This is a genomic window from Methanosarcina mazei S-6, assembly GCF_000970205.1.
GTDB lineage: Archaea > Halobacteriota > Methanosarcinia > Methanosarcinales > Methanosarcinaceae > Methanosarcina > Methanosarcina mazei.
The window spans coordinates 3629407-3641581 of the sequence record NZ_CP009512.1; the positions used below are offsets into that span (position 1 = coordinate 3629407).

At 46.7% G+C, this 12175-nt stretch carries 11 protein-coding genes; 1 reads left to right on the top strand and 10 read right to left on the bottom strand.

Features of this window, described 5'->3' with window-relative positions:
• The first annotated feature begins 8 nt into the window (after window positions 1-8).
• Complete coding sequence (locus MSMAS_RS15565; protein ID WP_011033690.1) at window positions 9-1112, top strand: right-handed parallel beta-helix repeat-containing protein; 1104 nt, start codon at window positions 9-11, stop codon at window positions 1110-1112.
• A gap of 73 nt (window positions 1113-1185) precedes the next feature.
• On the opposite strand, the gene MSMAS_RS15570 is transcribed toward MSMAS_RS15565, so the two are convergent.
• From MSMAS_RS15570 to MSMAS_RS15615, 10 genes are all read right to left on the bottom strand, one after another.
• A complete protein-coding gene (locus tag MSMAS_RS15570) occupies window positions 1186-2901 on the bottom strand; it encodes a glutamate--tRNA ligase (RefSeq protein ID WP_011033689.1) in 1716 nt (571 codons plus the stop codon).
• Window positions 2902-3134: 233 nt separating this feature from the next.
• Window positions 3135-3440, bottom strand: coding sequence for a hypothetical protein (locus MSMAS_RS15575; protein WP_011033688.1), 306 nt, complete (start codon window positions 3438-3440; stop codon window positions 3135-3137).
• Window positions 3440-4174 (bottom strand): fumarylacetoacetate hydrolase family protein, encoded by a 735-nt coding sequence (locus MSMAS_RS15580; RefSeq protein WP_011033687.1) that lies wholly within the window; start codon window positions 4172-4174, stop codon window positions 3440-3442. The genes MSMAS_RS15575 and MSMAS_RS15580 overlap by 1 nt, the downstream gene beginning before the upstream one ends.
• A gap of 77 nt (window positions 4175-4251) precedes the next feature.
• Window positions 4252-5031, bottom strand: coding sequence for a dihydroorotate dehydrogenase electron transfer subunit (locus tag MSMAS_RS15585; protein ID WP_011033686.1), 780 nt, complete (start codon window positions 5029-5031; stop codon window positions 4252-4254).
• Window positions 5031-5936, bottom strand: coding sequence for a dihydroorotate dehydrogenase (locus MSMAS_RS15590; protein ID WP_011033685.1), 906 nt, complete (start codon window positions 5934-5936; stop codon window positions 5031-5033). Before MSMAS_RS15590 ends, MSMAS_RS15585 begins: the two co-directional genes overlap by 1 nt.
• A gap of 38 nt (window positions 5937-5974) precedes the next feature.
• Window positions 5975-6925: a hydroxymethylbilane synthase gene (gene hemC / locus MSMAS_RS15595; RefSeq protein ID WP_048036256.1), complete on the bottom strand. Its 951-nt coding sequence runs from the start codon at window positions 6923-6925 to the stop codon at window positions 5975-5977.
• A gap of 62 nt (window positions 6926-6987) precedes the next feature.
• The gene (gene hemL / locus MSMAS_RS15600; protein ID WP_011033683.1) at window positions 6988-8262 is read right to left on the bottom strand and encodes a glutamate-1-semialdehyde 2,1-aminomutase; all 1275 of its coding nucleotides are present in this window, start codon (window positions 8260-8262) and stop codon (window positions 6988-6990) included.
• Window positions 8263-8641: 379 nt separating this feature from the next.
• Window positions 8642-9616: a porphobilinogen synthase gene (gene hemB / locus MSMAS_RS15605; RefSeq protein ID WP_011033682.1), complete on the bottom strand. Its 975-nt coding sequence runs from the start codon at window positions 9614-9616 to the stop codon at window positions 8642-8644.
• Between the two features lie 173 nt (window positions 9617-9789).
• On the bottom strand, window positions 9790-11136 hold the full coding sequence (gene hemA / locus MSMAS_RS15610) for a glutamyl-tRNA reductase (RefSeq protein WP_011033681.1): 1347 nt from the start codon (window positions 11134-11136) through the stop codon (window positions 9790-9792).
• A 177-nt stretch (window positions 11137-11313) separates the two neighbouring features.
• Window positions 11314-11985 carry a precorrin-2 dehydrogenase/sirohydrochlorin ferrochelatase family protein gene (locus MSMAS_RS15615; protein ID WP_011033680.1) on the bottom strand — a complete coding sequence of 224 codons (672 nt, stop codon included), beginning with the start codon at window positions 11983-11985 and terminating at the stop codon, window positions 11314-11316.
• Window positions 11986-12175 lie beyond the last annotated feature (190 nt).

Here is a 12175-nt window from a genome sequence, read left to right on the forward strand (position 1 = left end):
AACTAAATATGAAAAATATAAAAGAAAAGGGCTCACAGGCATTAAAAATTACAGCAACTGTCTTTATTCTGGCAGTTATATGCATGTCTTCTGCCGCTTCTGCAGCAAACCTGCATGTAGACCCTGAAGCAGAAGAAGGCTATACTACAATTCAGGCTGCCGTAGATGCTGCAAATGCAGGGGACACTATATTTGTAAGCCCGGGAACTTATGTTGAAAACCTCAAAATAGACAAACAGGTAAGAATCTGGTCTGACTCGAGAAACCCTGAAAATACGATTGTAAGGCCGTCTGACCCTGCAGAAAGTCCCGTAGAAATAACCGGGGAAAGGGTAACTTTCAGCGGTTTTGGGGTAGAGGACTCGGAAAAAGCAGGGATTTTACTGTCAGGAGCTACCAGCTGTTTTATCAATAATAACAGAGCGCAAAATTCAAAATACGGGATTCTCCTGCAGGATGCAGAGAGTAATAACATAAACGGGAACGTAATAACCCTGAACGAAGCAGGATTAAGGCTCGAAAGCTCCAGATCAAACACTATTCAGGACAACCTTATTGCTTATAACTACGGGCCAGGAATCTCCCTTGAGGAAAGCAGCAGGAACATTTTCTTTAATAACTATTTTAAAAACGCCGAAAACATTGAAGAGAACGCCGCAAATGCAGACAACACCTGGCAGAGCACCCTGACAGTCAAAAGAAACCTTATAAGGGGGCCCTATATAGGCGGGAACTTCTGGGCAGACATTGAAGGCACAGGTTACAGCGAGACCTGCGAGGATAAAAACAGCAATGGGATATGTGACGCCTCATACACGTTAAATGGAGGCGGGTCCGATAACTCTCCGCTTTTCCCTAAAGTTCCCAGCGCTGTCACTGCCCTTGAAAACAAACTGGATGCCGAAGCTTATGAACTGGGCATGGAAACCAGAGGCGTGGAAGTAAATGAGACTGAAAACCCCGCGGGCGAGCAGACAGGAGAAAACGGACCAGAAGGGGAAGAAAATAAAACTGCTGAAACAGAAGCTTCTGAAAACGGCACCCCGGCACCGGGAATCGGGTTTGCAATAATGGCAGCCGGAGCGGCTTATTTCCTGAAGAGGAGAAAGTAACTGAAATAAAAGACAGGAAAAAAGAGATAGAAAGAAAAGAACGGGCAGTTTTCTGTCCGTTTTCTTTCCCTGATCATTTGTGAGCAAAGTACGCCACGACATTTTCTCCGTCTACGGCGTCGATCCTGCAGAAACCGAAGCGTTCAAACTGGACAATATTATCAAGCTCGGTCTCGATCCCGCGTTCTCCTGTCCCTTCGATATCGCCCTCTGGCCCGCAGACTTTCACAGGAATTCCATCAACCGGCACCCAGTGGATGATTTTTCCTTTTGCTTTTTTGAGGTCTTCGAGAGAGGTTTCGGAGCGCTTAACCCGCAGCGGGGAAAGGGAAGTAATTTCAACGTTGCAGAGATCTTTTAAGCGGAGGACAGAACCTACATTGAGCTTTTCAATGTCCTCGGCACAGACAAGAACCTTATTTTCGATAGAGATTTCCCTCATTCCTCTTGCATGGTCTGTTGGGTGACGGGGGACCTTTGCGACCACAGGTTTCATACCTTCAATTTCAAGCTCCACAGGGTTCCAGACAAAGAAATAGCGGTTTGCAACCGGGTCCACGATTTTGCGGTTCTCGGCATAAAGAGATTCCATGCTGATGCTCACATCGGTCATCCCGACTCCCATTTCTATCATGAACTTTTTGAGAGCTTCAGCCCTAATTCCACGGCGCCTGATTGCCCTTATTGTCGGCAGGCGGGGGTCGTCCCAGCCGCTGTATTCTCCGGATTCGATAGCTTTACGCAGGGTACTTGTGCTGAACTTTCCGAACTCATGGATCTTTACCCTGCCCCAGTGAGTTGTTTTCGGGTATGTCCAGCCGAAGTATTTGTAAATGTATGTCTGCCGTTTTTCACTGTCGATAAGGTCTTTACCCCGGATGATGTGGGTCATACCGAGCTCGTGGTCTTCGATAGCACCTGCAAAGTCCAGAAGGGGCCAGACGATGTATTTATTTCCAATCTCAGGGCGTGGGTGGGACATTTTTCTAATCCTGAATGCTCCCCAGTCCCGAAGTGCAGGGTCTTTGTGCTCTATATCGGTCTTTATGCGCAGAACAGCCTGCTGGTCTTCATATTCTCCGGCAAGCATCTTTTCCCAGTGCATAAGGTTTTCTTCAGGGTCTGTGTCCCTGTGAGGGCAGGCCTTTTTGGAGTCTTTTAACCTTTTGAAGTCTTCTCCTTTACAGAAACAGACATAGGCTTTTCCCATCTCAATCAGTTTTCTTGCATAATCGTAATAAATCGGGAAACGGTCAGAGGCACGTACAACCTGGTCAGGCACAACCCCGAGCCATTTAAAGTCGTCCATGTACCAGTCATAGGCTTCGAGCATGGGACGCTTTATATCAGGGTCAGTGTCATCAAAGCGCAGGATAAACTTTCCTTTATACACTTTTACATACTCGGAATTGACAACCATTCCCCTTGAACTTCCCAGGGTTGCGGGTCCGTTGGGATTTGGGGCAAAGCGCATTACAACCTTACCGGTTTCGGCTCCCTCAAGAGGTTTTAAGCCTTTGTCAGGCTCTTTCTTTACACTCAGAGCCTCTATAAGCTCGGGAGCGATTTCCGACAGGCGGGCTTCCCAGGCTTCAGGGTTTCCTTTAGCAATTTCTGAAACTATATTTTCAAGGGCAGCAGATACCCCGCTGGGGTCAGCCCTCAACTGGGGACATTCCCCCATAACTTTACCCATAACAGCTTTGGGCTGTGGGGCTTTTCCGTATTTTACAGCATTTTGAAGAGCGTATTTTTCAATTATTTTAATATCTTCAGGACTTAAGGTCATAGAAAATTCTCCAGAAATAAACCTTGATTAAATCTTAATCGGAGGCGATAAGAATATCATAAATTTTAACTGAATGGATAATCCGCACAGAGGTGGACAGTCCCCGATATATTGAAAGGGACAATTGCGGAAAAACATGTAAATTGGGTTATAAAAAGTCACCGAAGCCAGGAACTCCAGAGAAAGAGCCTGAGAGCAAAAATCGTTCGGAAAGGACTTTCAGGTAAATGCCTTTACTTCGGGATAGAAGCTTCAATCTCCCTTATCCGGGACACTTTTTCATCAATCTTACTAACTTCCTGTTCGAAGTTCTGCAGGAATTTATGGACAGCATCCCCGGGAACAGCTCCCTGAGCTGAAGGTTTTATAAGATTTGCCTGTTCAAGGACTCGAAGGGAATAACGCACCTTATGGTTCTGCATCCCGGTAACCTCTGCAAGTTTAAGGATTCCTATGGGGCCTTCTTCAATTACCTTTTTGAGCACGATCAGGTGGCGCTCCGTAAGTTCAAGTTCGGTTGCAATATTCTCGAGCAGCATCAGACAACCTCGTTTCTAAGTGTTCCTATACCCTGGACCTCGACTTCCACTGTGTCCCCCCTGTGGAGCTCTCCAACTCCAGAGGGTGTTCCTGTAGCTATAACGTCTCCCACTTCCAGGGTCATAATTTCGGTGATGAACTCAATAAGGTAGGGAATGTCAAAAATTAAGTTTGAAGTGCTTGAGGACTGTTTTGTTTCCCCGTTTACCCTGCAGGAAATCTTTGCATCGGAGATATCAAATTCTTCCGTAGATACTATATAGGGCCCGAGGGCTGCAAAGGTATCAAAGCTCTTTGCCCTTGTCCACTGTCCGTCTTTTCTCTGGAGGTCACGTGCGGTCACGTCATTAAAACAGGTATATCCTGCAATGACATCCTCGGCTTTTTCGGCTGAAATGTTTTTACAGCGCTTTCCGATAACGACTGCAAGCTCGGCTTCAAAGTCCACCCTTGTACTGGATGCAGGGTAAATGATCTTGTCCCCATGCCCTATAACCGCAGAAGGAGGCTTTAAAAAAAGGACAGGGGATTCAGGGATTTCCATAGAAAACTCTTCAGCATGATCCTTATAATTCAGGCCGACACAGACAATTTTAGAAGGGAAGGAAGGGGGCAGAACGCGAAGTTCCGAAAGTTCAAACGTCCCGGCAGAGGTCCCTCCATTGGGATAAACACGCCCACCTTCAATTTCTCCATAAAAAATGGTATCTCCTGACCTGAACCTACCAATCATATCTTCGCCTTCCTTATCCTATTTTTGCGGGTCTTTCACTCCGCTTTCTTTCATTTTTTAAGAGGATATATCCAAACTTAAATTTTAACTCTTCGCCCGCTGGCGTCCCGTGAGTATTTCCCGAGCTCGGAACCTATGAGCTGAGTGCCGGAAAACACAGGCCCGTCCTTGCAGACCCTGAGGCCGGACCTGTCTATGCAGCACGCCCCGCATACCCCGATACCGCATTTGAAATAACGGTGAAGGCTGAACTCTGATTTTTCCAGCACTTCTCTCTCTTCAAGGAACCTGAAAACCGAAGCCATCATTATTTCAGGTCCGCAGACCGCAATTCTGTCATAGGATGTAACATCAAGGTTTTTGAGTACATCAGTCACAAACCCTTTAAATCCTTTTGAACCGTCATCAGTAGACACATAAACAGTTCCGAGAGCTTCGAAACGACCTTCAAAAAGCAGGTGCTCTTCACTCCGTGCCCCGAGAACGGTATTCACTTCCGCACCTGCCGCAAAAGCTGCTTCGGCATACGGTGAAAGAGGAGCAGCTCCGACCCCGCCAGCTATAATAAGAACCTTTTCTCCTTTTGCAGGAAGGGTAAAACCTTTTCCAAAAGGACCCCTTAGCCCGAAAGAGTCTCCTTCTTTTAACTCAAAGAGCTTTGAAGTCGCCTCTCCCACTTTCTGGACGGTTATGGAATTATTTCTTGAGAGCCCCATGGGAACCTCATCCACACCCCTGACCCAGACCATTACAAACTGGCCCGGCTCCATATCCTCAAATTTGTGGTCAAAGAAAAAAGTCCTGATCAGAGGGGATTCTTCAATTATCTGTGTTATGGTAGCATTAAGAGGAAGCATCAGACCATCTCGTGGGCAAGCCCTGTAATTTTCTTTATATCAGAATAGCCTTTTCTTTTGAGGAAAGCTTCTATTCCTTTGCCTATTTCAGAGAATATACCTACCCTGTCATATACCGCAGACCCAACCTGAACAGCGGCTGCACCTGCCATTATCATTTCCACAGCGTCTTCCCAGGAAGAAACTCCTCCCACGCCGATTACCGGGATTTCCAGGGCAGTGAAAAGGTCATAAACACATTTTACTGCTACGGGCTTAACAGCTTTTCCCGAAAGCCCTCCTGAACGGTTTCCAAGCACAGGGTACCCGGATTCAATGTCAATAGCCATTCCCTTTACCGTGTTGATCGCAACAACGGCGTCCGCGCCCCCGGACTCGGCTGCATTTCCAATGCATGTAATGTCCGCAACATTGGGAGTCAGCTTGACCCAGACAGGTACATTGACAACATCCTTTACCGCCGCCGTAACTGCTTCAACGAGGCAGGGGTTGGAACCTATTGCAGCCCCGTAACCCTCTGCATGGGGGCAGCTCACGTTAAGTTCGAAAGCATCGGGCTTTGCCGGGAGCAGCCCCTCTGCAACTTCAGCGAATTCGGAAGGGGTGCCCCCGAAAATGCTTGCAATTACCGGAGCATCAGAGTTTTCTTTTGCAAACTCCAGCTCCTGGAGGAAGCCGGGATAGGAAGGGTTTGGAAGCCCCATGGCATTTAAAAAGCCGCAGTCCAGCTCAATCATGCTCGGGTTTGGATGACCGGTTTTGGGAGCAGGACCTATGGATTTGGTCACAACTGCACCAGCTCCCCCTTCACGTGCGACCCTGCAGAGGGAAGCCCCGGTTGTCCCGAGCACCCCGGCTGCAAGAATAGTGGGATTTTTTAATTTAAGTCCGGTAAGAGTATACATTAAATAACTCCGTTTCCTGCCCGCAGGCAGTTTCTGCATCAATAATCACAGGAATTTTCGGAATCGGCACCTCTGGAAATCTGAAGGAGCGCTTCCTCAGCAAGTCTCCTTCCGCCCATCTCCACGAGTCTGTGCCCGAGTTCCCTGGCTTTCTCAATTCCTCCGCGCAGGGGGATAAATTCGTCGATCCTGATAGCTTCCCTGCCGTCAAGAGAAAGGACTTCAGCCCGGACATGGATCTCCTGCCTGTCAGGTGTAATTTCAGCATACGAACCCACAGGAGTTGTACATCCCCCTCCGAGCTCGGCGATAAGGATGCGTTCGATTTCGGTAACAATCCTGCTCTCGGTATGGTCAAGCATGGAAACTGCGGCTTCAGCTTCAGTGCCTTCTCTTGTTACCACTGCAACCGTGCCCTGGTTAGGAGAAGGGCAGAAAAAGTCAGGGGAAAGGATTTCCCCTTCAATCTCCCAGCCCATGCGTTCAAGACCTGCCTTCGCGAGCATAATCCCGTCATACTGACCTTCCCTGAGTTTTCTGAGCCTTGTGTCGATATTGCCTCTGAGGTTCTGGGTAATAATGTCAGGCCTGTACCTCCTGATCTGGGCAGTCCTTCTCAGGGAACTTGTGCCTATAATTGACTGTTCAGGAAGCTCGTCAAGCGGAGTCCCGTCGTATGTGAGCAGAATATCAAAAGGTGTGTCCCTCTTCAGGACAGCAACGGTGGGAATCGCTTTAGGACGGATTGTGGGCATGTCCTTCATGGAATGGACTGCGATATCTATTTCCCCTGCAAGCATGACATCATCCAGTTCCCGGACAAAAGCCCCGACTCCTCCGGATACGGCGTGCAGAGGGCGGTCAGTAAACCGGTCACCGCTGGTTTTTATAATCTTAATACTGGTTTCAACGCCTTTTTCTTTAAGGAGGCGTGCAACATTCTCGGTCTGGGCAAGCGCAAGCTGGCTGCCCCGGGTACCTATTATCATGTGGAATCCTCAAACGTTTTAAAACATAAATCTGAAAGACAAATCCTCAGGAACGTAAGCCCTCAGAGATTTTCCGAATAAGCTTCAAGGGTCTTTTCAATATCCTCGTCACTGTGGACTGCTGATATGAAGTTGGTCTCAAACTGTGAAGGAGGCAGGAAAACCCCGCTTGCAAGCATCCTGTGGAAGAAAGCAAGGTAACCCTCTTTATCACACTTCAGGACTTCCTGGTAATTATGCGGCTCGTCCCCGAAGAAGATCTTGAACATGGAAGCTATTCCGCATACGTGGTAGTCAAGCCCTTCGTCCTCAACGATTTCCGAAAGTGCAGCCCTCATATAATCGCCGGCTGAATTTAGCTTTGCATGAATATTTTCCTCATTCAGGTAATCGACCATGGCAATGCCAGCAGCCACTGAACATGGGCTACCGCTGAATGTACCTGCCTGATAAACAGCTCCGGAAGGTGCAATCATTTCCATAATTTCACGCTTTCCTCCGAAGACACCGATTGGAAGACCTCCGCCCACAATCTTTCCAAGAGTGGTCATGTCAGGCACGACTCCGAAATATTCCTGTGCCCCGCCCATAGCAAGCCTGAAACCGGTAATAACTTCATCGAAAATGAGAAGTACATCGTTTTCTTCCGTGAGTTTCCTGAGCTCTTCGAGGTATCCCGGAAGTGGCAGCACAGGGCCTATATTTCCGAGTACAGGTTCTATGATCACTGCTGCAAGGTCGTCCCTGTTCTTTTCCACAAGCGAGGTCATCGTCTCAATATCATTATAAGGAGCCTGCAGGGTGTGTTTCGTGAAATCTGCAGGGATGCCCAGAGAATCAGGCTCTCCAAGGGTTGTTGCCCCTGAACCTGCTTTTACGAGCACGGCGTCATGAGCTCCGTGAAACCCGCCTTCAATCTTGATGAATTTGTTCCTGCGCGTAAAGCCGCGTGCGAGGCGGAGGGCACTCATAGTCGCTTCCGTACCTGTAGACACAAAACGGAGCATGTCAATGCTTGGATAGTAGCTTGCAACCTTTTCTGCAAGGGTTACTTCAAGCTCGGTAGGGGTCCCGTAAAGCCATCCCCTGTCAAGCTGCTGCCTGATTGCTTCTTTTATGACAGGATGGTTGTGCCCGAGGATAGCAGGTCCGTAGGCAAGGCAGTAGTCAATATATTCGTTTCCGTCAAGGTCCCTTATCTTCGAACCATTAGCAGAAGCGGTATAGAAAGGATAGGGCTTGATAGCTCTTACCGGGCTGCTAACCCCGCCCGGAATAAGGGTTTTTGCTTTCTCATACATCTGTCTGGACTTCTCAAGTGTAATCTCAGATACCATGAACTCTCACCGGATAGATTTGAACGTTTGATAAAGGGGTAAGTGATTAATTTAGTAAGTAAATCAAATTTAAATTGAGTAAGTAAATCAAATTTAAATTGAGTAAGTAAATCAAATCAAAGCGAAGAGGCTCTGGAATTCTTGAATCATAGAGAGCCTCTGGATCTGGATGATTCTCTTTTCTATGCTTCTTATTTATCCATATAACAGAGCCTTCCACTATTAAGCAGTTATTGATGGAGGCAATTATAATAACAGCATACAGGCAATTATGATGGTCTTATACAGGCAGAATTAACAGGCAGGCTTAAAAATGAAAAGTAAAAGGAAAGGAAAAAACAGACTGAAGCCCCTTAAAAAATAATGCCTGAAGAAGCTGTTATTTCAGCATCCTAGCAGCATCCTTTGCAAAGTAGGTGATGATGAAATCCGCACCTGCCCTTTTTATGGAGATAAGGGACTCGTAAATAGCCTTTTTCTCATCAATCCAGCCGCTGGCTGCTGCGGCTTTGATCATGGAATATTCCCCGCTCACATTGTATGCGGCTGTTGGCATGCCGAACTCGCTCTTGACCCTGTACACGATATCAAGATACGGAAGCCCGGGCTTCACCATAAGAATATCCGCACCTTCTGCCACATCAAGGGCTACTTCCCTGAGAGCTTCGTCACTGTTTGCAGGGTCCATCTGATAGGTTGAACGGTCCCCGAAGGAATAACCGGATTCTGCAGCTTCTCTGAAAGGACCGTAGAAACAGGAATGATATTTTGCGGCATAGGACATAATAGGAATATTCTCAAACCCGCTTGCGTCAAGAGCCATACGGATTGCACCTACCATCCCGTCCATCATTCCTGAAGGAGCTACCATATCTGCTCCGGCTCTTGCGTGGCTGACAGCAATTTTTCCCAGGACTTCCAGGGTGGGGTCATTCAGGACTTCCTGAGTTTCAAAGTCGACTATTCCGCAGTGGCCGTGGCTTGTGAATTCGCACATGCAGATATCCGTGATCACAACAAGCCTGTTTCCAAGTTCGGCTTTGATTCTCCTAACAGCTTCCTGAACCACGTCGTTTTCCCCGCAGGAAGTGCTGCCCTCGGCATCTTTGAATGCAGGGACTCCGAAAAGGATCACTGCCGGAATCCCGAGGTCTGCAATCTCTTTTGCCTCTTTTGCAACCTCAGAAAGGGGAAAATTGTATATTCCCGGCATGGAAGAGATCTCAACAGGGGAATCAATATTCTCATTCACAAAAATGGGCATAACCAGGTCGTCCACGGATAAGGTGGTCTCACGCACAAGGTCCCTGATCTTCCCTTTTCTCAACCTTCTCAACCTGATTTCTGGAAACATGTGATCACTCCTGAAATATGAAATGCTTACCTGTGAATTGATTTGATTGTTTTTATTGAGAATTGATTTGTTTTATCTGTAAATTTATTTGATTATTTATTACTGTGAACTGGATTAGTATTTTTGTTTCAACCCTTGAATTATTCCGTTTTTTATTTTCCTGTACCCCGAGTTTAATCTTTTACAGCATATTCTTCTTTGACCTCTGCCTGTTCTTTTGTACAGCCGGGTTTTATCTGGTCAAACTTTGCCTGTTTTATTTTTTCAAATCTCACCTTCTCCTTGTCGAGGCAGAAGACCCTTGAAACCACATCAAGAAACTCTTCGTTCCCGAGTTCTGCAGCCTGGCGGAGGACTTTGGTAGGTTCTCCCAGGATCTTGTTAACAATAGAACGGGTCAGGTCGTCAAGAACCTCGGTTTCTATATCCCCGATGGTATGATAGGAACTTAAACGGTTGACAGCTTTTTGCCTCTCTCTTAGCCGGACATCATATACCTGCTTGTAAAGCTCGGAAATCAACCTGTCGGCTTTCTGGCGTTTGTACTGGAGGTTTAAAAGCCGGATCTCTTCCTGAATGATGGCTTCGGCTTTTTTTGCTTCTTCTTTCCTCATCCTGAGAGTCCTTTCACTTATGACTCTAAGGTTGTCGATATTGCAGAGTTCGACATTTTCAAGCTCCACAACGGATTCCTCAATGTCCCTGGGATTTGCGATATCGATAAGAAGGAGTTTCCTTTCCCTGCACTTTATGGCTTCTTCAACAATTTCCCGCGTAAGGATATAATGAGGAGCTCCCGTACCGCTTATAACTACATCAGCACCAGGTAGGTAATCCCTGATATCATCAAGCCTGACCGCGTGCCCACCGAGTTCGTAGGCGATTTCTTCAGCTTTCTTATAAGTGCGGTTTGCAATATAGATAGCCTCAATATCCTTTTCGGCAAGGGCTTTTGCGACAAGGACTCCAATCTCTCCTGCCCCAATAACAAGCACGTTTTTTCCTGTAAGCCCCCCGAAGATATCTTCAGCAAGGTCCACGGCAGCAGAGCCTATGGAGACCGAACCTTTATTGATCCGGGTCTCATTCCTTATCCTTTTTCCTACCTGAATGGCTTTTTCAAATGCCGTTTCAAGGATTTTACCGGTTGTCCCGGCTTTCTTCGAATAAGCGTAGAGGTCCTTAATCTGCCCGAGGATCTGGTCTTCCCCCACAATCATGGATTCGAGGCCTCCTGCAAGCCTCAGCAGGTGTTCCAGGGACTCGTCATGCCCGTAAAAGTCAATAATATGGGTGGAAGCTCCCATTTCTTTTGCAAAAGAGAAAAGTACACTGCTGCTCTTGGGGGAAACAACGTAGATTTCAACACGGTTGCAGGTTTTTAAAACGACGCACTCATACACATACTCATGCTTGTAAAGGTTACGGAGCAGACCGTCCAGGTCTCCGTGCCAGGCGGACTCCATTTCCTCAACTTTTGCTTTTTTATGGGATATAACCATACTTGAGATTTCTGTCACAGAGAGCCTCCGGATAGAATGAATAAGGGAATAGAATGAATAATATAAGGAATTATAAATTAAACTTTGTCCGGAAATCCTCAGCCGTTTTTCACTAAAGGGTTTCCATTAAAGAACGAATGCCCGAGATTACTCAGGGTGATTCGAGATTGTTCCAGGTTATTTGATTACTCAATATTATTCGAAATTACCGACATTGTCCGAAATTATCTTATATGCTTCTTCTGCCGCTTTTTCGTAGGATTCGGAAAAGCCGTTCCAGACTTTTTCATTTTCAAGGACCTTCCAGAGAAGAACTTTCCTTTTTTTCTGTTCTTTTATATGCAGTTTTAGGAAACTCCTGAGCTCGTCCTGAAGCCGGATCATATCGGAATATGCAGGAGTTATCACATTTTCTATCTGTTTACGGGTATATTTAGAGACCGCAGGGCTATGCCCGAGGGTGGAAATCCCTATTACAAGGTCTCCTCTTTTGATGACCGAGGGGATTACAACACTACCTAAAGCATCCACCTGATTAATCAAAATATCGCTTTCCCCGGCAATATTACTTATCTTCCGGTTAAGCTCGGAGCTGCTGGTCGCAGGGATGACAAGAAAAGCCCCTGAAACGATTTCCCTGAGTTTGGAGTCCGTGGCTGCCGTAAGGTCAAGCTTTGACAAACGGACCTGACCCGATGCCTCAAGCTCCTGAAGCCTTTCGGAAAAGTCGAGGCTGACGACAACTGTGTCCGCGCAGCCGCAGAAAAGTTCGGCTTTGCGCTCCCCGACCGACCCGCCTCCGAAAATCACTATTTTCCTGCCTGAAAGGTCAAGCATGAGGGGGAGAAAATTGTTTGTTTCAGCCATTTTCAGAGACCTCGCAAATGAAAGCTACGGTAAACAAATGAAAGCTACGGTAAACGATAGATTGGTGTTTAATGATAGATTGGTGTTTAATAATAGTGTTTAATAAATTCTGGGTAAATGAAATAAATGAGCGATATTGGGTAATAAGTACGTAATAAATGAATAATAAACGGGTAATAAATACTTTAAA

What these genes read in the sequence shown, in the direction of transcription:
- MSMAS_RS15565 (WP_011033690.1), top strand. Translation starts at nt 9, where the DNA reads ATGAAAAATATAAAAGAAAAGGGCTCACAGGCATTAAAAATTACAGCA.
- MSMAS_RS15570 (WP_011033689.1), bottom strand. Translation starts at nt 2,901, where the DNA reads ATGACCTTAAGTCCTGAAGATATTAAAATAATTGAAAAATACGCTCTT.
- MSMAS_RS15575 (WP_011033688.1), bottom strand. Translation starts at nt 3,440, where the DNA reads ATGCTGCTCGAGAATATTGCAACCGAACTTGAACTTACGGAGCGCCAC.
- MSMAS_RS15580 (WP_011033687.1), bottom strand. Translation starts at nt 4,174, where the DNA reads ATGATTGGTAGGTTCAGGTCAGGAGATACCATTTTTTATGGAGAAATT.
- MSMAS_RS15585 (WP_011033686.1), bottom strand. Translation starts at nt 5,031, where the DNA reads ATGCTTCCTCTTAATGCTACCATAACACAGATAATTGAAGAATCCCCT.
- MSMAS_RS15590 (WP_011033685.1), bottom strand. Translation starts at nt 5,936, where the DNA reads ATGTATACTCTTACCGGACTTAAATTAAAAAATCCCACTATTCTTGCA.
- hemC (WP_048036256.1), bottom strand. Translation starts at nt 6,925, where the DNA reads ATGATAATAGGTACCCGGGGCAGCCAGCTTGCGCTTGCCCAGACCGAG.
- hemL (WP_011033683.1), bottom strand. Translation starts at nt 8,262, where the DNA reads ATGGTATCTGAGATTACACTTGAGAAGTCCAGACAGATGTATGAGAAA.
- hemB (WP_011033682.1), bottom strand. Translation starts at nt 9,616, where the DNA reads ATGTTTCCAGAAATCAGGTTGAGAAGGTTGAGAAAAGGGAAGATCAGG.
- MSMAS_RS15615 (WP_011033680.1), bottom strand. Translation starts at nt 11,985, where the DNA reads ATGGCTGAAACAAACAATTTTCTCCCCCTCATGCTTGACCTTTCAGGC.